This is a genomic window from Polynucleobacter campilacus, assembly GCF_002206625.1.
Taxonomy (GTDB): Bacteria; Pseudomonadota; Gammaproteobacteria; order Burkholderiales; family Burkholderiaceae; genus Polynucleobacter; species Polynucleobacter campilacus.
The window spans coordinates 537,328-556,741 of the sequence record NZ_NGUP01000003.1; the positions used below are offsets into that span (position 1 = coordinate 537,328).

The window sequence follows — 19,414 nt, forward strand, 5'->3', positions numbered from 1 at the left end:
GATAAAAAAGCCCGGCATGCCGGGCTTTTTTTCAACAAGGAAGAAATTACTTCTTACGCTTGTTAACTGAATCTTTAAATGCTTTACCAGCTGAAAACTTAACAGTCTTAGCGGCAGCGATTTTGAGTGGCTCACCAGTTTTTGGATTGCGGCCCATACGTGCAGCACGTTTGCCAGATGAGAATGTCCCGAAACCGATCAGTTGTACTGAGTCGCCTTTAGTAACAGCTTTGATGATTGTGTCGATAGCAGAATTCAATGCAAATTCAGCTTTTGCTTTAGAAATCTCGGCGTCGTCAGCGATTGCTGCGATTAGTTCGGCTTTGTTCAAGTGAAGCTCCTTATAGATATTGATGTCAGCGCACATTACGCTTACGTGATTTTAACCACAAAAAAGTACAAAAATAAAGTTACGTTGCAACAATTTTTTACTACTACAAATTATTCATCCAAAACGACTATATCGGAGACAAAATATTCAGTATCTCCAAAACAGCTTGTCGGTAAACCAATGTGCTGCTCGTATTTTAGAGCTACTTTTTTACCTAAATTAGCATTTATTTTTTGCGCTACAGCATCCGAATGCACCGTAAAGAGGAATTTTTCTGACATCGTTCCAGGCATTGAAACCATTGCCAACTCTCCTTCCCAAGTTTTGCAAACATAGCCGCGATTGGAGAATTTTTGTATATATCCCGCTCGTTCGCCGCTTCCATAGCTCCAAGTAAGCATGCCCCAAGTGTAGGCAGAAATACCCACTAACCCAATTAAAACAAGGCTTAAGAGCCACTTTGTAAACCTATTCATACGATCATCCTTGATCTATGTTCACATCAACCCTGGCGGGGCATCTAAACCTAACCTCATCAAGTATATGAGCATCCCCGAGTAAGAAATAGTCTATTAGTGTTCTACAGACAAATTAAATTGCGGGCGCTTACAGGACATCGGCAAGTTCTACACAAATTTTTCACATCCTCTTATTCAGTTTTGGAGCCTCTGCTCTTGATATTTGTTGGGTAGGCAAACGGGTCTTAATTTCAGGAATTAATATGCGATGTTCTGAAGGCTTAGGGTTTAAGGGCCTGAATGATTTGTTCGGGGCTAATAGGGCCCCAGACTTCAAGCCTCTTCTGCCTGCTATTTTGTCCAGAAATGAACTGAATCTGCTTTTGGGGCACCTTTAACTGCTTCGAAAGCCAGGCCAATAGTAGCTCATTGGCCTTGTTTTCTAAGGCGGGAGCCTGAAGAGAAATTTTGAGATAGCCATCATGCAAGCCCACCACTTTAGTGATCTTTGCACCAGGCTGACAATGCAGATTCAACGTAATTCCGTTGGGAGTTTGTTTTAACCAAATAGGTGTCATTAAAGTACTTTAAACTTAAACCATGATTATGAAGAGCTCCAAAACGCTAGATCACCTATTTGCAAGCAATCGCGACTGGGCTGAAGGGATGATTGCCAAAGATCCTGATTTCTTTAAACGCTTAGTAAATCAACAGGCTCCAGAATATCTCTGGATTGGTTGCGCTGATAGCCGCGTACCGGCCAATGAAATTGTTGACCTGATGCCCGGCGAGCTTTTTGTTCATCGCAATGTTGCTAACGTTGTTGTTCATACCGACTTAAATTGTTTATCTGTTATTCAGTTCGCCACTGACTTGCTGAAAGTAAAACATATCATAGTAGTTGGGCATTATGGTTGTGCTGGCGTGCATGCGGCACTTAGTGATCGTCGCGTAGGCCTTGCTGACAATTGGTTGCGGCATGTTAAAGATGTTCATCAAAAACATGAACGCTATTTGGGAGAAGTGTTAGCTACGCCCAAACGCCAAGATCGTTTGTGTGAATTGAATGTAATTGAACAAGCGGTTAATGTGTGCGAGACCACCATTGTTCAAGACGCTTGGGCCCGCGGCCAAGACCTCACAGTACACGGGTGGGCATACCGTCTTGATACAGGAATCGTTAAAGATTTAGGAATGTCCTGCAGCTCAATTGAAGAGATGGAAGTGTGCTACAAAAAAACCTTAACTCGTTACGACGCTGAGTAAATCGCATTTGCTCAAATCTCTTGCTAATCATTTAGTAGTTGCCTTTCTTAAGCTACTGTCCATCCTGCCCTATAAGCTTTTAGTGTCCATTGGATATGGCTTGGGCTATATCGCCGCAAACATTCCTGGAGACCGAAGCCGGGTAGTAAAAACAAATCTACATCTATGCTTCCCGGAGCTCAATACAAGCGAAATTGATCTTTTGACCAAGCAACACTGGCGCTTGCTTGGTCGCAGCCTAGTTGAGAAAAGTATTATTTGGTTGGGCAGTAAAAAACAGCTGAGTGACATGATTGAGGTGAAATCCGCCGTTGATCTAACGAGTAGAAAGCCTCGAATTTTAGTCAATATGCATTTCACTGGAATTGAAGGCAGCATCATTTTGAGTGCGCTTGCAAAACAGCATCATTGGCCTCGCACTTCAGGATTTTTTCAGAGAATGAAAAGTCCATTCTTCAACCAAAAAATTATTGAATGGCGCAATCGCTTTGGTGGCAACTCAATTGATCGGCAAGGAAACTCGAAACAAATTATTCGAGAGATTCGCAATGGAGACTTCATCATCATTGCCCCAGACATTGATCTTGGCACAAAAGATTCTGAGTTTGTTCCCTTCTTTGGGATTGAAACCAATACCGTTACTACAGTATCTCGTTTAGCTAAGATTACTGGTGCCGATGTTTGCATGATGACAACCACTCTAAAGGCGGATGAGTCCGGCTATCTCTGTGAAATCAAAGAGCCTTTGCAAGACTTTCCCGGGGCTGATCCTAAAACAGATACTGCTCGCTTAAACCAGTATTTTGAAAAAGAAGTTCGGCTTCGTCCTGCGGAATACTATTGGGTCCATAAACGCTTTAAAAATCCTCCCAATAACAAACCTAATCCTTACAACTAGCCCATTTAAAAAGCGGCTTTAGCTCCTACTTCGCACAATTACCCGATAATATGGACATGGAAGATAAAGTACGTGTTTCGAAACTATTGTCTGAGCTGGGGCTATGCTCACGTCGTGAAGCAGACTCCTATATTGAGCAAGGCCTAGTCACAGTAGATGGTGAAGTAGTTAATGAGCTTGGCGTGCGCGCCTATCGACATCAAAAAATTGAATTACAGTCTGGCGCCAAAGTACAACAAGCTTCTCGTATCACCGTCATTCTGAATAAACCTGTTGGCTACATCTCGCACTTCGATGATGAGCAAGAATACCAACCGGCTGCTTCTTTGATCACGCCCGATAACTACTTTGCTAGCCCGCTTGATAAAGGCCGAAATCCCCGATTCAACACCAAAGGCTTGGCACCTGCAGGTAGGCTGGACATTGACTCTACCGGATTACTGGTGCTAACCCAAGATGGTCGGATCGCTAAGTTATTGATTGGTGAAAATAGTCCCATTGAAAAAGAATATTTAGTGCGCGTTGAAGGCGCGCTTTCTTTTGAAGACTTAGATCGCCTCAAGCATGGCCTATCTTTAGATGGGGTCACGCTCAAGCCGGCGCAGGTGAGCTGGCAAAATGAAGATCAGCTCCGCTTTGTATTGCGCGAGGGGCGGAAACGTCAAATTCGTAGAATGTGTGAAATGGTTGGGCTCAAGGTCATTGGCCTTAAGCGTGTCAGAATAGGTCGGATTTCATTAGGCCCCCTGCCCCCAGGGCAATGGCGATTTGTAAGGCCAGAAGAGCAATTCTAAGTTAGTCCACGCGCTTATAATTGCGTCCAAACTAGATTAATAAGCGCAGAATTACCATCGACACCACCAGCTCCAGCACTCCAGCAGCAGAAGTATTAAGACGCCGCAGCTTTGCCATCATCTCTCACCCAGATGCTGGCAAAACAACGCTCACTGAAAAATTATTGCTTTACGCTGGTGCAATTCAAATTGCTGGAAGCGTTAAAGCCCGTAAAGCAAGTCGGCACGCAACCTCTGACTGGATGGAAATTGAGAAGCAGCGCGGTATCTCTGTCGCAAGCTCTGTGATGCAGATGGAATACCGTGACTGCATCATCAATCTACTTGATACCCCAGGCCACCAAGATTTTTCTGAAGATACTTACCGCGTTTTAACAGCAGTAGATTCTGCCTTGATGGTGATTGATGCGGCCAATGGTGTCGAATCACAAACCTTGCGCCTACTTGAAGTCTGTCGTGCTCGCAACACGCCTATTGTCACCTTCATTAATAAGATGGATCGCGAAGTAAAGCCTCCCATGGAATTAATAGACGAAATTGAGACCGCCCTTGGTATCGAAGTTGTGCCCTTTACCTGGCCAGTAGGCATGGGCAAGTCTTTTGCAGGTGTAATTGATATCGCCAATATGCGTATGCGCATGTTCAAAGCAGGTGAAGATCGTATTACCGAAGACTCACATGCTGTAGTTGACGTAAATGATCCAGCACTTAAAGAGCGCCTAGGCTCTGATCTAGAAAGCGCCTTGGCAGAAGTAGCGCTAATTAAAGAGGCTATGCCTGCATTTGATCGAGAAGCTTTCTTGGCAGGCCGCCAGTCCCCTGTATTTTTTGGCTCAGCCATTAATAATTTTGGCGTACGAGAAATCTTAAATACACTAGTTGAACTTGCGCCATCGCCGGGATCACGTAAAGCACTTCAACGAGAAGTCAGCCCCGCTGAAAATAAATTCTCTGCCGTAGTTTTTAAGATTCAAGCCAATATGGACCCCGCACATCGTGACCGCGTAGCATTTTTACGCATCTGTTCAGGGCATTTTCAGCGCGGCATGAAATTAAAGATTTGTCGCAATAACAAAGAAGTGCGCACCAATAATGCATTATCTTTTCTTTCCCAAAGGCGCGATATTTTAGATGAGGCATTTCCGGGCGACATTATTGGCCTACCGAATCATGGCTTGCTACGCTTAGGTGATACGCTTACTGAAGGTGAGCAGCTGCAATTTACTGGTCTACCGTTTTTTGCCCCTGAAATTTTTCGCATGGTTGAATCCGCAGACCCCTTACGCTCTAAGCAACTTAGAACTGGCCTAATGCAACTTGGTGAAGAAGGCGCTATTCAGGTGTTCCGCCCTATGGCTGGCGGAATAATGCTATTGGGAGCTTTTGGTCAGCTCCAATTTGAGGTTGTCAGTCATCGCCTGCAAACAGAATATGGCGCTGAAGTGCGCCTGCTACCTGCGCGCTATAACTTAGCTCGCTGGGTGAGCTCAGACGATCCTGTTGCTTTGAAAAAATTTACCCAAGAAAATATTCATCGCATGGCAGAGGACGTTGTTGGGGCATCAGTTTTTCTCGCCTCTCATAAGTCAGAGCTTGATGTGGCCCAACAACGTTGGGAATCTATTCAATTCCATGCCCTAAGAGAGCACGCCGGCCTCATTTATCAATCTGATTTAGCTGGTTAATTATTTGCTTTTGCTCTGCGGTAACTTACAGTCAAAAACTGCAACCAATTGTGTATCGCTATTTCTAAAAGACGCAATCTTGCCGTATTGCGCACAATAGTCGCTTGCCTTCTGAGTTAGCTGTCCAATAGACTCATCACTACTATTCAAAAAAGTAACATGATTTGCATCAGATGCATCTGTATAAACTGCTGCGCAAGCGCTCAAAAGAGCCAAACAAAATACTCCAGAAATATAGATCTTCATACAAAGCATTCCTCATTATTCACTACTAGCTGGACTTAATCTTCTTAACAATTTCTTCGGTTAGATTGCTAGCAAGCGGCCTATAAACCAAAATACAAACAATAGCGACAGGATAGGCTATCGACCAAACTTCTATCCATGCAAAAAAGAAGTTGACTGTAGACCCATCACGTACGAAAGTGGTTACAAAAGTGATGCTTGAAGACATCAGAAAACCCATCACCAGAGAGAAGATGACATTTGGAAGATTAATCATGCCTAATCATAGCGCCTGAACTTTTAAGCTGTTATTCTGAACTGTGATCACTATTGTGCGCCCTAGATAGGGGGATCTCTTGAGCATCCCTCTTGAATTCATCATTTCATCAATCTAGGAAAACTCATGGCTGCAGGCCAAAACCAAAGAAATAGAAAAAACGACCCCATGCTCACCAAAACAGGCAAACCACGTCTTGGGCCATTAAATGCTACTCAGCTCAATAAACTGCTGGAGGCTAGCAACAAGCCAAAAGAGAAAAGCAAGATCTTGCGAGCAATTCAGAAACAAGCCGTTGTTGCTGCATAAATACCAAGCCCCGAAATATCGGGGCTTTTTTAATTGGGGATCAAAAGGCATTTAAGCCCTCTTGACCAACATCCTCTTTCCCAAGACAACAGTGTAGACCACAAAGAAGGCGAAAACTAAATTCATGATTGTGAGCGAATCACCAAGCAAAATACTTGCTACTACAAGAGTGCAGAATGGTTGTGTTAACTGAACTTGACTCACCCGCGCAATACCACCAACAGCAAGCCCTTCGTACCAGAAGAAGAAGCCAATAAACATCGAAAACAGGCTTAAGTATAGAAAACAAGACCAGGCTGTAGGGCCCGCATAAATGTACTGTGTGTTAAATGTGACATAGCTCATCACGATATTGACCGGCAGCGAAATCACAAGCGCCCAAGAAATGACAGAGCGTGGATTCATCTTTCTAGATAGCTCTCCACCCTCTACATATCCGACGCAAGCACAAATACCCCCGACCACTAATAGTCCATCTATGTAGGTGAAGTCTCCGGAGCTTTTGAGTAAGGCATAAACTACCACCAACCCTGCTCCCAATAAAGAAACAAGCCAAAAACCGAGGGAAGGTCTTTCTTTAAAACGAATTACGCCAATGACTGTTGAAGCCAAGGGCATCATGCCCAAAATAACCGCACCATGGGAAGAAGATCCTTCGACCATGGCGATGGTCGTAAAAATTGGGAAGCCGAAGATTACCCCAAGAGCAATTACTACAAACTTAGCAAAATCAGCCTTAGATGGCATGATTTCCTTTTTATATAGCAGATAGGCCAAAGCAACCGAACCTGCAAGCGTAGCCCTCCCAAATGCAATGAAGTATGGGTCAAAGCTCAAAACTGCAATCTTGCTGACTGGCAAAGTCAAACTAAAAATCAGAATGCCAATAAAGCCAATCAGCATCCCCTTGGTTTCTTTATTCACTATCGACCTTGATCTATAAAAGTCATTGTATTGGCAAAGCCATGGCACCGATCATTAGCCCTTATGATTACTAAATGACTACAACTCGCTTTTGCTTAGTGCGCCACGGAGAAACAGATTGGAATGCTGAAAGCCGCCTACAAGGCTATACCGATATTCCTCTAAATGCCCGTGGGTTAGCTCAAGCAGCTCAGATGGCCAAAGCCCTTCAGAAAGCCCATTTTCAATTTGATGTTCTCTACACCAGTGATTTGCAAAGAGCAAAACAAACTGCGCAAGCGATTGAACGCTTATATGCTGTTTCTGCCACTAGCCACAGCTTACTGAGAGAGCGTCATCTTGGCGTCCTTCAAGGGCTTACTACTAGTGAGGCGCCGCTTCTAGAGCCAGAGCTCTGGCAAGCACACCTGAGCAGAGATATTCATCAAGAATTACGGGGTGGCGAAAGTATTTTGCAATTTGCAAATCGCATCAAAACTGCGCTTAAAGAAATTCAAGAAAAATATACCGGTAAAACGATTTTGATAGTGAGTCATGGAGGCGCCCTGGAGATGATGTATCGAATGGCGAGTAATCAAGCGCTCGATGCGCAGAGAGTCATCACAGTCCCAAATGCATCGCTAAACTGGATTAGTTGCGATGGCCCCAACTGGAAAGTCGACAACTGGGCAGATACAAGTCATCTAGATGGATTGGCTTTAGATAATTTAGATCTTTAGGCCTTATATGTAAGTTAATGGCATAAAATGAGGTATGAAGCTCCTTCTAAAGGCGCTACCCCATCTCCTCATTGCACTCCTATTGACGCCTCTGCATGCAGTGGGTGATGTACCAAATAGTCTACCCGATCATATTGTTGGCGATATTGGCGTGGCGGCATACACCTCAAACCTGCATATTGGAGCCGAGGGCACTCAATCTCTTATTCTCCCCTACGCTTTTTTTGACTACCAGCGCTTTTTTGTGCGTATTGATGAAGTTGGTATTAAAACTTTCAAAATGGGTTATGGCTACCTTGAGATCATTGGAAAAATTAATTTAGATTCTTATAAAGTAAAGTCGCCATTTAATGGTGCATCTATTAATCGTAGTGATCCCATACCTCTTGGCCTAGGCACTTTTCAAGAAACTCCGATTGGTGGATTTTTTGTAAACGCCTATCATGACTTCGGAAAATCTAAAGGAGCGCTTTATGAGCTCCTTTATTTTGCAGAACTAGAGACTTATCAGAAGATCGTTTTTTACCCTCAAGTAGGAGTAGAGCGGCAATCCAATCAATACGCCAATTACTACTACGGCATTAACCCTGGAGAATCACAGCTCACGGGCTATAGTGCGTACTCAGTGCCAGCAACCAACAACCTACTGGCAGGCATTATGGTGGAGATTCCTGTGATCGATAGCTGGTATATCAATGTCTATGGCAAACGCAAGTGGATGGGCAATGGCATTAACAACAGCCCCGTGATGAATCGCTCATTCCAAGACAATCTTTTTGTAGCGCTAGCCTATCGCTTTAAGTAAGGCTTGCATCAATAAGCCACCAGCAGGGGGCTTATTTGCACCATATCACTTGGCTGGGTGTCCTTTATTCTGCTCTGAGGCGCAGAAATCAACAATCACGTCTGCAAAGTTTAAATAACGAGAATTACTCTTTCTAAATTCATCAATTTCTGCAGCAAGTGGAGACGCTCCGGCCTTCAATCCTACATCCTCATATCCAGGGTGATATGGCGCTTCTTCAACAAATTTGTTTGGCATACATTAACCTCATCTAGTTTGCACTCAAAAGCGGTATCGCTATTAAGCAATATAAAAGGGGATCCGCATCGGCAGACCAAGAAATTTACTAATGAATTATTGACATAGGTTTTGCATAAAAGCTCTCCCAAAAACGGTCCACCGGTCACATAGCAGCGCTATGCGGATGGATGCCGCTCCCCCTGTCCTTGATACCTGAGAGATTCACCCTAAGCCTAGCTTAGGGCTTGCTCCTTCGGCGCACCAAAATTGTTGACTCTCCAGACGGCTATTAAGCATAAGCAGTACCTTCCTGTGGGATACCTGAGCGTTCATGGGAGTTTGCGCCTTCGGTGGAGGGTTACCCCTCACTCTCCTGCTTACAAAAATTATATCCTCACACTTTAGCTTGAGGTCTAATTATTTATGACAGTTGCTTTAAAAAGACATCGCCAAGATGGATGCCCCCGAGATCAGCATAACCAGCTCCATCAGCAATAAAAACTTCTTTTCTGGCAGGGCCAAAACAATTTTTTTAGAAAAAATTGAGCCGACTAAGACGCAGCTGCCAATCAATAGGCCCTGAATCATTGCCGTAGCATTTAAAAACCCCAACTGATGAAAAGTAATGCCCTTGGTAAATAGAATGGAGAGGGTACTGGCGGCCTCGGTACCTAGAAAGGCGCCCTTGCTTAAACCAAACGCCAAGAAGAATGGGGTATTAATAGCGCCCGTTGTCGCCACTATGCCAGTCAGATAACCAATGCCTGCGCCTACTAAACTCATTTGCCACAGCTTAAGGTAAAAATTCTGTTGGCGCATCCATCTGCGAATTGGAATCAGCAGAATGAGAAAGAGGCCAAGGGTAATTTCAACAAGTCGATCATCCAGGCTAACTAAAGTGTTCACACCCAATATCACTGCAGGTATTGCAGTGATGCTATAAACAAAACATACTTTCCAGTTGATGACACTCCACCATAAAAAAATGCGTGAGAGATTTGCGACTGTAGCAACTATCGCAATGACTGGAATTGCTTGAATGGGCCCATAAAAATAGACTAAGGCTGGCATGAGGATGATCGTAGTACCAAAACCTATCACCCCACCTAAAACTCCAGCCCCCAGACCTAGGAAGCCCAATACTAGGGCCTGAAGCAGTAGCTCTTGAACAGTCATGTATCTATATGACTTGAGAAACTAAGAAAGCATCTCGCTAATCTCATTTTAAAAAACTCTTCAGTTTTTAGGACAAGCATTGGCTAGCGCTTTTCCAGCCATGCGATCTTTTACCCAAGGCAAATACAGGGGCGCGGCGGTACCTGGCGTAGAAAAGTGGGTTTGCTCTCCTGGTAATTGAACTCTGCTAATGTTGCCGCCCAACTTGCACATCTGCTTTTGATAGAGCTCGCCCATCACAGGAGGCACAACCGTATCTTTCGTACCCCAATAAATAACAACAGGGGCCACCGGCTTGACTGGATCAACGCTTCCCTTCAAAAATGCTTGCGCCCATGCCAGAGTATTTTGCGCCTTTGGCTTTAAAAGATTTTTATATCCAGCCCCATAGGCATAGTTCAAAGTATCGGCTGATGCATGGAGGCATTTATTAGAGTAAATTTTGTCGATCACTTTTGCGCCATCATCTGTTAACAAATCGGTTAACTTGAGATTAGGAAATGCGGCCTGAGTACCCCATAGAGTCATTGAAAAATGCGCAAAGTTAAATACATTGTCAGAAAAGCTAGCACTTAACTCGCTGATCATTTTTTCTGATATTGCTTGATCAAGTTTGGCGCCAGGCATTGTTACCGCAACATCATAAGGGGCCAAGGCTACAAAACCTACTGGCTCGATATCATCAAATGCAGTCCCCTTTTTGGAAATGTAATCTGGCATGCTGGCAGCTGCAATCGCAGTTCCACCGCCCTGTGACCAGCCATAAATAATTGCCTTCTTACCGGCGCCGGTTTCTTGCATTGAACCAACTGCTCTAATAGAATCAATCGTATCTTTTGCTTGCGTATTAGCTACTGCGTATTGATGCTTGCCACCACCACCTAGGCCCTGATAGTCAGTGCCAACCACTACATAACCCTCTTTAATAAAAGCCTCTAGGCTTGGAAGCCCGTAGTCTGACCACGAGTTTCCATCCAATAAGAAATATTGATTTAAAGAAACGGCGGGATTGGTCAGCTGAGATGGGCCACAGCTTTGCGCAGTTCCCGTGGTTCCATGTGCCCATGCCATGACGGGCCTACCTTCAGCAGGAGCTTTCGCAGTTGGAGCAACGACTAAAGCAGTGGCAATCGTTTTCCTGTCGCCCACATCTGAAGAAATATAAGCGATACGCCATGCCTGAGCACCGGGCACTGCGGTGGATATTTGCTCTTTTTTAATAACTTGCCCCAACTTACCATCTGGGCTCATTTTGCTTACAGCTTGGTAGAAAGGAGGGATGGAAGGTTCAGCGTAGACAATGCCAAAATTTAGACTAAGGAAAATAGACAAAACAGCGGCTTTGCATAAGACTTTTTTCATTCTGAATACCTCTACTTTTTAGACTTATATTTTTGTATGGCGCCTTTTAAATCGGAATATTCCTCACATCCAAAAGTACAGGCTTTATCTAATCTCGCCAATAGCGCCTCAGCTCCCAGCAAATCATTATTAATCAACTTAAGCTTGCCATAGTACTCAAGAGCGCCTCGATGCTCAGGGTCTATTTTCAATGCGGCTTGATAATATTTTTCAGCGCCCACCAGGTCAGGCGGTTGTTTTTTACGAAGGCTGTAACCTAACAAATTATTCCAATCTGCAGAACTTGTTTCGTTAGCTGCCTGTAATTGTTTGATAGCCTGATCGTATTTTTCTGACTTAACACTTGTCCTTGCTTCAGTCAGCCAAACTGGGTCTGACTTAGTAGGTGCAGTATCTGCGGCCCAAGAAGTTCCTATTAAAGACATGAGTAATAAAAACGTAAAAGATAAATATTTCATAAAGACCTCCAAGTAAAATTGTCTAATGCCCTACAGCTGAGGACTTAGGTAGATTGTGTGAGAAAGATATTCTCCATTTTTATTCACCCGCACTAAAACCATGTCGCCTACTCCAACGACTTTTCCGGTGAAGGCCTGAATATTCACATGGTGCGTTACTAGAATAATTGGTGTCTTAGATTGCCTGGCTAACTCATTTTTAATGAACGTCTCCAATGCTTTGGTTTGCTTCTTCTCTAGACTCATATTATCGAAAAATGACCCTAGTGATGCTTCCGTTTTTACCGGTCCTTTATTGAGCAGATTTGCCGTATCCAAGCACCTACACCATGGGCTACTAAACACCTCTGCTTTTTGAATCCCTTGGTTAGCCAACCATGCCCCAATTGCCTTGGCCTGTCTTTTGCCGTAATCACCCAAGTTACGCTGCGTAGAGCACTGGCCAATGACATACCCAGCAGGATCTCCATAGCCAGGGGCATCGGCATGCCTCATCAGCAAGACATGCTGGCCATCCTGCAAATCACCCGCTAAAGAAGCTATCGCTTGCTGGGCAATAAAAAGACTGCCTAGAAGAAAAATACATAGGGAGATTGTTCGATTAAAACGAGTCATAGCATTTCATTATTTGTAAGTAAGCCACCCCATCGTAATAGATGCTTAATAATTCTGCCAAGCTGGGTGAAAATAGCCCAAGCAGTGGGCTATTTATATTTTTGGTGGCAATGGCGAAATGGGCCGGGCCTAAGGATATTTGGCTCTAGCTCTAGGCGGCCGATGGAAGTTCAAACACAAACGTAGCGCCGCCACCAACAGTATCTTCATAATGAATCGAGCCGCCACATCTAGTGACAATATGCTTACAAAGCCACAAGCCCAAACCCATACCAGATTGTTTAGTAGTACTTAGTAATTCAAATAACTGAGGCTTAAATTCGGCAGACACGCCATCCCCGTTATCAGAAATACTTAAGCGAATAAGCTGGCCAGATTTAGTGGCCTCTATCGTAATTCGGCGTTGGAGGGTTCCCGAGTTAGCCAAAGCCTGTAAGGCGTTATTCATCAAGTTCAATATGACTTGTTCAATTTCGGTGGCATTTACCTTAACCATCAACTGCTCATCAACTCGAAGTTGAATTTGGATATTTTTCGACTTCAGTTCTGGCATAACAATATCTAATACTTTAGAGATCAAATTGCCTAATTGGACCTCTTCAGCGCTTGAGTCACTCTCGATAAATATTGACCTGAGTGATTTGACAATCGTCGCCGCACGATGGTTATCCGCCTCTAGAGAATCTAAAATCTCCTTCCCCAACTCAGGACTAATAACGCCCTTTTCTAATTTCATTTTAAGAAACTGGATATTCAGATTTGATGCACCAAGGGGTTGATTGAGTTCATGAGCAATAGATGCCGACAGAGCGCCAGTGGCCGAAGTCTTGTTAGCCTTGAGTAGGCCATAGATCAAGCGCTCCTTTTCTTTTAATAGGGCAATAATTTTGGAGCTTTCCTGTATCGCTTGAGCCTTTTCAATACTTATTTTTTCTAGCCAATAACCGAGGACTGCCACATAAGATAGGATTGAGATACCAAGCCATACCCATCTGATTGAAGAGCTAATTACACCTTCTTGATACAAGTTAGGGGTAGATAATCCACCATCAATGTACAAGGCAGTAAGCCTGGCAATAGTAAGGACTAATTCGATAGCAACGGTGTAAATCAAAAACCTAAGTTGGTTGGAGCGAATCTCCTTAAGGCGCCTCAACTCCCTGAGCTCCCAAACAAAACATGAGGCTGCTATAAGACTGATCAAGCCAACCCTTTGTATAAAGAATCCATTTTGTCTTAAGTATTCAAATAAAACAGCGAAAACCAACAAGCCCGCAAGAACAAGAATGTTCATATTTTTTGGAATCGGGCCGTTAAGAGAGCGGCAAAATAATCCAAAGTAAATAAAATTTGCAACAAAACAAGTGTTTGCTAATGTCAGCAAGCTTAAGGATATTGTTGATGCTAACGCGAATAGCGTAAATGAAGTGGCAGTAAGCGTGAGGGCAGTGAGCCAAAGTTTTTCAGATTGGCTTGCCTTGCCCAGCGTTAATATAAACCTTGAGCCATAAAGCAATCCCCATAGGATCAGGGCAAATACAAGAAAGAATATTTCGTTTGCGTATTTCATAGATTTGAATATTACTACTCTTATAAAGAACCCTGCTTGATGGAGATGCCCTAAGAAAATAGCCCAACAAGTGGGCTATTTAGACTCTTGGTGGTCCGGGGCGAAATCTACCCAGGCTGAGAATGTCATATCTTTTTATGCCGCCAATCTCAAGACACGGTAAATTTAAGATTACCTAGCTTCTCAACACGCGTTTCAAGTTTGTCTCCGGGCTTAAGCCATATCTGCTTGTCTTTGGGGTAGCCTGTAATGACACCCTCTGGCGTGCCAGTAAAAATAATATCGCCTGGCTCTAGAGTAAAAATTTTAGAGGCATAGCTCACAATCTGAGCACAATTAAAAACCATATCGTTAGTATTAGATGATTGACGGACCTCACCATTAACATATTGCTCAATCTTCAGTTGATTTGGATTGCCAACTAGATCTGAAGTCACAATGTATGGGCCTATGGGTGCAAAACCATCATTGGTTTTGCCAATCATCCACTGACTACTGCGTTGCTGTAAGTCACGTGCCGTAAAGTCTTGTCCTGTTGCATAGCCAAACACATATGACAAGGCATCAGCCTCACTAACGTTGTATGCGCGCTTGCCCATCACAATAACTAACTCTGCTTCGTAATCAAACTTTTCTGCATTTACTAATGATGCCTTTACAACCCCATTATGACTATTGAGTGTGTTGTTAAATTTATTAAATAAAATTGGTAATGTTGGAATGGGATTATTAGTTTCTTTGGCATGCTTTGCATAGTTCAATCCTACGCAGATAATTTTCTCAGGGTTGGTAATAGCAGGTGCATATTCGATTTTATTTTCATCCAAAAATAAATCTGGGCCGCCCTTACTCAAGGCCAAACTCACCAACTTACCTAGGCCTTGATCGCCATTCTGAATCAAATCATCAGTATTGATTGGCGCCTTCACCTTAAACTGTTTTGCCGCCCTAGAAACGTCTAAAATTCCCTTGTCTGTCTTTACGCCTAAGACGTATTTATTGTTCACTTTATAATTTAAAACAGCCATATTCTTTGCCATCTCGGGATTGGCAATCCTTACAGCCCCTGCACCAGGTCCAGCTGCCTCAGCCTGATTTGAAATAAAAGGGGTTGTTAGCGCTGCACCGCCAGCTAAGGCGGACACCTTTAAAAACTCTCGTCTTTGGTTGCTCATAGTCTCTCCGTATTTACTTCTTATAGTTAATGTTTTTACTCCGGTTAATAATCTAACATAGGGTAAATATCCTCATGCTAGGGATTACCCGTGAGTACCTTATAGAATAAAGTTACTAGCTCTAGAGTTCATTAACAGAGTGAGCTATTTAAATGGTTGGTAGTGCGAGCCAGAATCGACTAAGACCGGTAATGCCAAACTCTATTTCTTGTTCACTAGCGAAACTCCTAAGACTGCGATAAGGCCGCCAACCACCATAGAAATTAATATCGGCTCACCAAGCAATACCGCAGAAAATAGCACTCCAAATGCTGGAACTGAACTGACCTGATTTTTAGTACCACTCCAGAAGAGAGGATTTTTGATAATCTTCACCTTAAAGGAGTGGTACTAAAAATCAGGTCAGTTCAACAATAAAAAACTACTTTAAGTTTTCACAAAAAGTGGTCAAGCCCGTAGGAGCCGGCAATCAGAACTAATTATTAGAATTTATGATTTCTTCATTAGAAATGGGGGAATATGACTATCTACTGGAGCCACCACATATCTTGTTGGCATGATTGAGGGGGCTTGGCTCATGGCATTTAAATCAACGTTTAATGCTTGAGCATAAACATTAGAGTAGCTCATGATCTTTTCTAGATTACTTTCAAAAGCAAAAAGATTGCCATTCTCAATATGAACCAATTGGGCAACACTAAGTCCACATTGTTTAGATATATGCTGAAGATTTGCTCGCTGTGCTTCCCGCGAACTTCGCAATAGCTTACCTATTTGCTTGGCAGAACGAATATCGACTGGAGACACGTTGCACCATAATAAAGAATGGATGTAAATCTTATATGGAATTCAATCACTTATGCAACTAAGGGATAACACTAATATTTGGTTACAAGAAGCTAAATTTAGAATCTTTTTAAAAAATAGCCTAGTCAGCGTCGTTTTAAACGACATTGACTGACACAAGGATGGCGACTCCTTGTCGTGAATGGGGTACCCAGAGTATGAAATGTCCTTTAAAAGGACGTTTATATGAATTTTTCCATAATTTTATTTCATATTTGACGTCTGTATATCAAGCTCAATTGTGACAATTTCACCTCTTAAAATTTAGCTCTCAATATTTCAGTTAACGATAGATTTGTCACATTTATTAATTGAAGATGCAATCTACTTATGGGAGATGAAGAGCAATTCTGCTCCTTTCCGGTCTCCTCAGTTTGCTCTAACAGCCCATAGGTAACCATGTCTGATTAATTTAGGGAGAGCACTAATGACTACCTTTACTACTGAAGATCGCGAACTTGTTGAAAAAGAGCCTATTCCCTTTTATGGCCACTGCCCCTTAACGGACCCATCTACCAAGGACAAGAATCCGCTTTTGCATCCGGTGCTCAAGAAAATTAAAGTGGAATACAGGGTTGATGACAGCAGTGAGGATTTGGAAGATTAGGCTTTAATGCTCTTTATGTTTCTTACCCAACTTCTCGGGTTTACCATTTCCATAAAGACACCACTGTTTGATTTCCTCAGTGAGATGTTCAACATCCTTCATCTTCAAATTCTTAAAGTCTTCAAGCCCAATAGTTCCAGTCACTCTTAGTTTTTCTATAGCCTCTTTTAATGCGCTCATCTTGAAGCCTTTTCTTGTTGAAATTGATTTTTTGACTCTAATTTAGGTCATTTTTTACGAGATTAATGCAGGTTTAATCTATTTTGAGGCATTTTGGAGTTTTATGACCAAATGACGACAAATAGTTCTTTTAATCCTAAACGTTATTTTTTGTCACGCAATATTCATTAAGAAGGCTCATACTATGTAAGTAGTAACCCTAGTATTTTTAACAAAAGGAGCCTTCAATGACACAATTATTGAGTCTCTTAAATCAAGTCTTTGGCAACCAAACCAAAAGCAATGATTTAGAGCAATACATCAACAGCCACAACCCTAATAGCCATCAGCAAGTAGAGCAACTTACTCGTGACTACCTGCATCACTACACCAATTCTAGGGGGCTATAAATCATGAAAAAACTAAAACGCCTGTTCATTAAAGCGGCTTTGGCTTGGGTTGAAGCTCGTAAAGCCTACGCCAGTCGCTATATTAATCACCGCCTAGGTTCATGAGCTTAAATTTAGGAAAACACTAAATGAAGTTAACCGTCTTTCGTTACAAAGTCTGGGATCATCAAGATGATGATCATGTCCATGTTGCGCCTTACTATGCCATTCGAGAGTATATCGAGCACTTAGAGGGCGCAACAGTGATTGAAGATGATTCGCTAGAAGTTGATGAGTCTGATTTAGATGCTCATGGGCGGATCGCTGTAAGGGATGAGGGATAGTTTGTATTGCAGTTGTAAGGATCAGCACATGTCCTTACAACTTTTTATATCTGACTGGCATCTTTATAAATCTGCTGATGCCCTTTATCCATTAGCTGAAAGAAGCTGTCCATAAATTGATGATGTTGCTCTGCCATAGCGTTATAAATGGTTAGATTCGTTTGTCCAAATGCTTGACAGGCAATAGTCATAGCGGCCATAAATTCATTAGGCTTACTATGATCAACCGCTTCAACTACTCTATCAGTAACCCGCTCATTGGCTTCTTGCATTAACTCAATTAATTCTTCGTGTAATTTTTTATGATTTTCAAAAGAATTGCTCGTCACAGCCCAAATAGGCATCAGCAAACTATAAAATCCCTCCATAGTTTTCATGGGGTTCATTTGTCCTGATGTCTGTCCTGATCCACCAAAATGGTTTAAGGTCATGATTGGTCTCCTGTTGTAGTTACTTGGGAAGGTGAAACTGTTACTTCATGGTGCTGATCAGCATCTTGAATAAATTGGGTAATCATTGGGGCAATCGTGCGACGAAATACTGCGCCATTAAAGGTTCCGTAATGCCCTACTCCTTGAATCAACTCGTAGCGTTTGTGTTTTTCAGGTAGGTTTGGCGTGATATCAAATGCCGCTTTCGTTTGACCAACACCACAAATATCATCCTCTTCACCTTCTATGACCATCAAATAGCTTTTGCGAATATGTTTAGTATCTACCTGATGCCAACGGCTCATCATCTTTCCTTGTGGTAAGGAATGTTCTTGAAAGACTTCTTTGATGGTTTGAAGATAAAACTCTTCGGTTAAATCCATCACCGAAAGATATTCATCATAAAAAGCCTTACGACGATGAGCCTCTTCTTCATTCCCCCGAACCAATGCCTCATGCATGGCATCAATTGAGATGGCATGGCGATCTGAATTCATGGCCATAAAACTGTTTAGCTGTAAAAAACCTGGATAAACCCTTCTGCCCATGCCTAAAAATGGTGGTGGCACAGGTTGAATCAAATTTTTCTCAAACCACTCTAGATCGTGAGATTTTGCAAACTCATTAACCTTGGTTGGATTTACTCGAGTATCAATCGGTCCAGCGATCAGCGTTAATGAGCATGGCTGACAGCGATCACCCCAATCTGACATGATGGCAGTAGTTGCAAGGGCGGCTACGGTAGGCTGACACACAGCCAACACATGAGTCTTAGGGCCTAAGAAATGCAAGAAATCAATTAAGTAGTCTATAAAATCATTGAGATTAAAGCGATCTTGATTGGTGGGAATGTTCTTGCAATCGAACCAATCAGTAATGTAAACATCATGCTCCGGTAGCATTGCTTCAACGGTACCTCGCAAAAGGGTCGCGAAATGCCCTGAATAGGGAGCAACAATGAGTAGTTTTGGTTGATGTAATTTTGTGGCTACTTTTTTGAAATGCACTAATTGGCAATACGTTCGCTTGAGAACTATTTCATCTTGAATCTCAACTGCCCCTCCATTAACCTCAGTCTCATGAATACCCCACTCCGGCTTGAGATGAGCGCCTGACAATTGCTCTATGACATCTAGCCAAGCAAGATTAGATTTATGGAGTTCAGTATTAATAAATGGGTTGGCCGCACTATTTAAAGTAGCCCGCACAATCCTGAGAGATTGACGCATTGGTCTAATACTGGAAGCAATTGTGTTTTGCAAAAGGTATAGCATACCCATCCCTTAGCTAAGAGTTTGAACCCTGATAGTTATCCTAAGATATGACAACTTGATTACAAGTTGTTTAATGTCGTTTAAAACGACATTACAAG

The 19,414-nt window shown here is 42.7% G+C and carries 28 protein-coding genes and 1 riboswitch; of the genes, 10 read left to right on the forward strand and 18 right to left on the reverse strand.

Features of this window, described 5'->3' with window-relative positions; all coding sequences use genetic code 11:
• Positions 1–46: 46 nt before the first annotated feature.
• From CBI31_RS06145 to CBI31_RS06155, 3 genes are all read right to left on the reverse strand, one after another.
• Positions 47–331, reverse strand: coding sequence for an HU family DNA-binding protein (locus tag CBI31_RS06145; protein ID WP_169709856.1), 285 nt, complete (start codon positions 329–331; stop codon positions 47–49).
• 110 nt (positions 332–441) lie between these two features.
• On the reverse strand, positions 442–807 hold the full coding sequence (locus tag CBI31_RS06150; RefSeq protein ID WP_088525517.1) for a hypothetical protein: 366 nt from the start codon (positions 805–807) through the stop codon (positions 442–444).
• Positions 808–1,070: 263 nt separating this feature from the next.
• Entirely contained in the window at positions 1,071–1,367 is a 297-nt protein-coding gene (locus tag CBI31_RS06155; RefSeq protein ID WP_088525518.1) for a DUF167 domain-containing protein, read from the reverse strand.
• A gap of 22 nt (positions 1,368–1,389) precedes the next feature.
• Here CBI31_RS06155 and can point away from each other — a divergent pair, with 22 nt between their 5' ends.
• From can to CBI31_RS06175, 4 genes are read left to right on the forward strand one after another with little or no spacing between them, the layout of a single operon-like run.
• On the forward strand, positions 1,390–2,055 hold the full coding sequence (gene can, locus CBI31_RS06160) for a carbonate dehydratase (RefSeq protein WP_088525519.1): 666 nt from the start codon (positions 1,390–1,392) through the stop codon (positions 2,053–2,055).
• A 7-nt stretch (positions 2,056–2,062) separates the two neighbouring features.
• On the forward strand, positions 2,063–2,953 hold the full coding sequence (locus CBI31_RS06165) for an LpxL/LpxP family acyltransferase (RefSeq protein WP_088525520.1): 891 nt from the start codon (positions 2,063–2,065) through the stop codon (positions 2,951–2,953).
• Between the two features lie 56 nt (positions 2,954–3,009).
• Complete coding sequence (locus CBI31_RS06170; protein ID WP_088525521.1) at positions 3,010–3,747, forward strand: pseudouridine synthase; 738 nt, start codon at positions 3,010–3,012, stop codon at positions 3,745–3,747.
• Positions 3,748–3,803: 56 nt separating this feature from the next.
• Complete coding sequence (locus tag CBI31_RS06175; RefSeq protein WP_088525522.1) at positions 3,804–5,432, forward strand: peptide chain release factor 3; 1,629 nt, start codon at positions 3,804–3,806, stop codon at positions 5,430–5,432.
• On the opposite strand, the gene CBI31_RS06180 is transcribed toward CBI31_RS06175, so the two are convergent.
• The gene (locus CBI31_RS06180; RefSeq protein ID WP_088525523.1) at positions 5,433–5,678 is read right to left on the reverse strand and encodes a hypothetical protein; all 246 of its coding nucleotides are present in this window, start codon (positions 5,676–5,678) and stop codon (positions 5,433–5,435) included.
• 25 nt (positions 5,679–5,703) lie between these two features.
• Entirely contained in the window at positions 5,704–5,934 is a 231-nt protein-coding gene (locus tag CBI31_RS06185; protein WP_088525524.1) for a DUF2798 domain-containing protein, read from the reverse strand.
• Between the two features lie 126 nt (positions 5,935–6,060).
• Here CBI31_RS06185 and CBI31_RS06190 point away from each other — a divergent pair, with 126 nt between their 5' ends.
• Complete coding sequence (locus tag CBI31_RS06190) at positions 6,061–6,243, forward strand: hypothetical protein (RefSeq protein WP_088525525.1); 183 nt, start codon at positions 6,061–6,063, stop codon at positions 6,241–6,243.
• Positions 6,244–6,294: 51 nt separating this feature from the next.
• Here CBI31_RS06190 and CBI31_RS06195 read toward each other — a convergent pair whose 3' ends face one another.
• Positions 6,295–7,167, reverse strand: a complete 873-nt coding sequence (locus tag CBI31_RS06195; protein WP_133062487.1) for a DMT family transporter — start codon at positions 7,165–7,167, stop codon at positions 6,295–6,297.
• A gap of 74 nt (positions 7,168–7,241) precedes the next feature.
• Between CBI31_RS06195 and CBI31_RS06200 the strand changes: the two genes are divergently transcribed.
• Both CBI31_RS06200 and CBI31_RS06205 read left to right on the forward strand, forming a co-directional pair.
• Positions 7,242–7,886, forward strand: a complete 645-nt coding sequence (locus CBI31_RS06200) for a histidine phosphatase family protein (RefSeq protein ID WP_088525527.1) — start codon at positions 7,242–7,244, stop codon at positions 7,884–7,886.
• A 34-nt stretch (positions 7,887–7,920) separates the two neighbouring features.
• Positions 7,921–8,691: a MipA/OmpV family protein gene (locus CBI31_RS06205; protein ID WP_088525528.1), complete on the forward strand. Its 771-nt coding sequence runs from the start codon at positions 7,921–7,923 to the stop codon at positions 8,689–8,691.
• A 45-nt stretch (positions 8,692–8,736) separates the two neighbouring features.
• Here CBI31_RS06205 and CBI31_RS06210 read toward each other — a convergent pair whose 3' ends face one another.
• From CBI31_RS06210 to CBI31_RS06245, 9 genes are all read right to left on the reverse strand, one after another.
• A complete protein-coding gene (locus tag CBI31_RS06210) occupies positions 8,737–8,928 on the reverse strand; it encodes a hypothetical protein (RefSeq protein WP_088525529.1) in 192 nt (63 codons plus the stop codon).
• 172 nt (positions 8,929–9,100) lie between these two features.
• A riboswitch (glycine riboswitch) is annotated at positions 9,101–9,202 on the reverse strand.
• Positions 9,203–9,345: 143 nt separating this feature from the next.
• On the reverse strand, positions 9,346–10,086 hold the full coding sequence (locus CBI31_RS06215) for a sulfite exporter TauE/SafE family protein (RefSeq protein WP_088525530.1): 741 nt from the start codon (positions 10,084–10,086) through the stop codon (positions 9,346–9,348).
• 60 nt (positions 10,087–10,146) lie between these two features.
• Positions 10,147–11,448: an alpha/beta fold hydrolase gene (locus tag CBI31_RS06220; protein WP_088525531.1), complete on the reverse strand. Its 1,302-nt coding sequence runs from the start codon at positions 11,446–11,448 to the stop codon at positions 10,147–10,149.
• Positions 11,449–11,459: 11 nt separating this feature from the next.
• Positions 11,460–11,906 (reverse strand): tetratricopeptide repeat protein, encoded by a 447-nt coding sequence (locus CBI31_RS06225; RefSeq protein ID WP_161491185.1) that lies wholly within the window; start codon positions 11,904–11,906, stop codon positions 11,460–11,462.
• Positions 11,907–11,936: 30 nt separating this feature from the next.
• The gene (locus tag CBI31_RS06230) at positions 11,937–12,521 is read right to left on the reverse strand and encodes a histidine phosphatase family protein (RefSeq protein ID WP_088525532.1); all 585 of its coding nucleotides are present in this window, start codon (positions 12,519–12,521) and stop codon (positions 11,937–11,939) included.
• Between the two features lie 151 nt (positions 12,522–12,672).
• Entirely contained in the window at positions 12,673–13,815 is a 1,143-nt protein-coding gene (locus CBI31_RS06235) for a sensor histidine kinase (protein WP_161491186.1), read from the reverse strand.
• Between the two features lie 425 nt (positions 13,816–14,240).
• Positions 14,241–15,266, reverse strand: coding sequence for a fumarylacetoacetate hydrolase family protein (locus tag CBI31_RS06240; protein WP_088525534.1), 1,026 nt, complete (start codon positions 15,264–15,266; stop codon positions 14,241–14,243).
• A gap of 201 nt (positions 15,267–15,467) precedes the next feature.
• Entirely contained in the window at positions 15,468–15,641 is a 174-nt protein-coding gene (locus tag CBI31_RS10330) for a hypothetical protein (RefSeq protein WP_161491187.1), read from the reverse strand.
• 114 nt (positions 15,642–15,755) lie between these two features.
• Positions 15,756–16,073, reverse strand: coding sequence for a helix-turn-helix domain-containing protein (locus CBI31_RS06245; RefSeq protein WP_088525535.1), 318 nt, complete (start codon positions 16,071–16,073; stop codon positions 15,756–15,758).
• Between the two features lie 466 nt (positions 16,074–16,539).
• Here CBI31_RS06245 and CBI31_RS06250 point away from each other — a divergent pair, with 466 nt between their 5' ends.
• On the forward strand, positions 16,540–16,719 hold the full coding sequence (locus CBI31_RS06250) for a hypothetical protein (RefSeq protein ID WP_088525536.1): 180 nt from the start codon (positions 16,540–16,542) through the stop codon (positions 16,717–16,719).
• A 3-nt stretch (positions 16,720–16,722) separates the two neighbouring features.
• Here the strand turns inward: CBI31_RS06250 and CBI31_RS10335 are convergent, their stop codons facing one another.
• Positions 16,723–16,899, reverse strand: a complete 177-nt coding sequence (locus CBI31_RS10335) for a hypothetical protein (protein ID WP_161491188.1) — start codon at positions 16,897–16,899, stop codon at positions 16,723–16,725.
• 227 nt (positions 16,900–17,126) lie between these two features.
• On the opposite strand from CBI31_RS10335, the gene CBI31_RS10340 reads away from it, so the two are divergent.
• Together CBI31_RS10340 and CBI31_RS06255 are read left to right on the forward strand one after the other, a co-directional pair.
• The gene (locus CBI31_RS10340; protein ID WP_161491189.1) at positions 17,127–17,288 is read left to right on the forward strand and encodes a hypothetical protein; all 162 of its coding nucleotides are present in this window, start codon (positions 17,127–17,129) and stop codon (positions 17,286–17,288) included.
• Positions 17,289–17,416: 128 nt separating this feature from the next.
• Positions 17,417–17,611: a hypothetical protein gene (locus tag CBI31_RS06255; protein ID WP_088525537.1), complete on the forward strand. Its 195-nt coding sequence runs from the start codon at positions 17,417–17,419 to the stop codon at positions 17,609–17,611.
• 44 nt (positions 17,612–17,655) lie between these two features.
• Here CBI31_RS06255 and CBI31_RS06260 read toward each other — a convergent pair whose 3' ends face one another.
• Both CBI31_RS06260 and phaZ read right to left on the reverse strand, forming a co-directional pair.
• Positions 17,656–18,042 (reverse strand): hypothetical protein, encoded by a 387-nt coding sequence (locus tag CBI31_RS06260; protein ID WP_088525538.1) that lies wholly within the window; start codon positions 18,040–18,042, stop codon positions 17,656–17,658.
• A complete protein-coding gene (gene phaZ, locus CBI31_RS06265) occupies positions 18,039–19,316 on the reverse strand; it encodes a polyhydroxyalkanoate depolymerase (RefSeq protein ID WP_161491190.1) in 1,278 nt (425 codons plus the stop codon). Before phaZ ends, CBI31_RS06260 begins: the two co-directional genes overlap by 4 nt.
• Between the last annotated feature and the right edge of the window lie 98 nt (positions 19,317–19,414).

Coding starts and splice junctions, on each gene's coding strand:
- CBI31_RS06150 (WP_088525517.1), bottom strand. CDS start 807: ATGAATAGGTTTACAAAGTGGCTCTTAAGCCTTGTTTTAATTGGGTTA.
- CBI31_RS06155 (WP_088525518.1), bottom strand. CDS start 1,367: ATGACACCTATTTGGTTAAAACAAACTCCCAACGGAATTACGTTGAAT.
- can (WP_088525519.1), top strand. CDS start 1,390: ATGATTATGAAGAGCTCCAAAACGCTAGATCACCTATTTGCAAGCAAT.
- CBI31_RS06170 (WP_088525521.1), top strand. CDS start 3,010: ATGGAAGATAAAGTACGTGTTTCGAAACTATTGTCTGAGCTGGGGCTA.
- CBI31_RS06180 (WP_088525523.1), bottom strand. CDS start 5,678: ATGAAGATCTATATTTCTGGAGTATTTTGTTTGGCTCTTTTGAGCGCT.
- CBI31_RS06185 (WP_088525524.1), bottom strand. CDS start 5,934: ATGATTAATCTTCCAAATGTCATCTTCTCTCTGGTGATGGGTTTTCTG.
- CBI31_RS06190 (WP_088525525.1), top strand. CDS start 6,061: ATGGCTGCAGGCCAAAACCAAAGAAATAGAAAAAACGACCCCATGCTC.
- CBI31_RS06200 (WP_088525527.1), top strand. CDS start 7,242: ATGACTACAACTCGCTTTTGCTTAGTGCGCCACGGAGAAACAGATTGG.
- CBI31_RS06205 (WP_088525528.1), top strand. CDS start 7,921: ATGAAGCTCCTTCTAAAGGCGCTACCCCATCTCCTCATTGCACTCCTA.
- CBI31_RS06210 (WP_088525529.1), bottom strand. CDS start 8,928: ATGCCAAACAAATTTGTTGAAGAAGCGCCATATCACCCTGGATATGAG.
- CBI31_RS06215 (WP_088525530.1), bottom strand. CDS start 10,086: ATGACTGTTCAAGAGCTACTGCTTCAGGCCCTAGTATTGGGCTTCCTA.
- CBI31_RS06220 (WP_088525531.1), bottom strand. CDS start 11,448: ATGAAAAAAGTCTTATGCAAAGCCGCTGTTTTGTCTATTTTCCTTAGT.
- CBI31_RS06225 (WP_161491185.1), bottom strand. CDS start 11,906: ATGAAATATTTATCTTTTACGTTTTTATTACTCATGTCTTTAATAGGA.
- CBI31_RS06230 (WP_088525532.1), bottom strand. CDS start 12,521: ATGACTCGTTTTAATCGAACAATCTCCCTATGTATTTTTCTTCTAGGC.
- CBI31_RS06235 (WP_161491186.1), bottom strand. CDS start 13,815: ATGAACATTCTTGTTCTTGCGGGCTTGTTGGTTTTCGCTGTTTTATTT.
- CBI31_RS06240 (WP_088525534.1), bottom strand. CDS start 15,266: ATGAGCAACCAAAGACGAGAGTTTTTAAAGGTGTCCGCCTTAGCTGGC.
- CBI31_RS06250 (WP_088525536.1), top strand. CDS start 16,540: ATGACTACCTTTACTACTGAAGATCGCGAACTTGTTGAAAAAGAGCCT.
- CBI31_RS10335 (WP_161491188.1), bottom strand. CDS start 16,899: ATGAGCGCATTAAAAGAGGCTATAGAAAAACTAAGAGTGACTGGAACT.
- CBI31_RS10340 (WP_161491189.1), top strand. CDS start 17,127: ATGACACAATTATTGAGTCTCTTAAATCAAGTCTTTGGCAACCAAACC.
- CBI31_RS06255 (WP_088525537.1), top strand. CDS start 17,417: ATGAAGTTAACCGTCTTTCGTTACAAAGTCTGGGATCATCAAGATGAT.
- CBI31_RS06260 (WP_088525538.1), bottom strand. CDS start 18,042: ATGACCTTAAACCATTTTGGTGGATCAGGACAGACATCAGGACAAATG.
- phaZ (WP_161491190.1), bottom strand. CDS start 19,316: ATGCTATACCTTTTGCAAAACACAATTGCTTCCAGTATTAGACCAATG.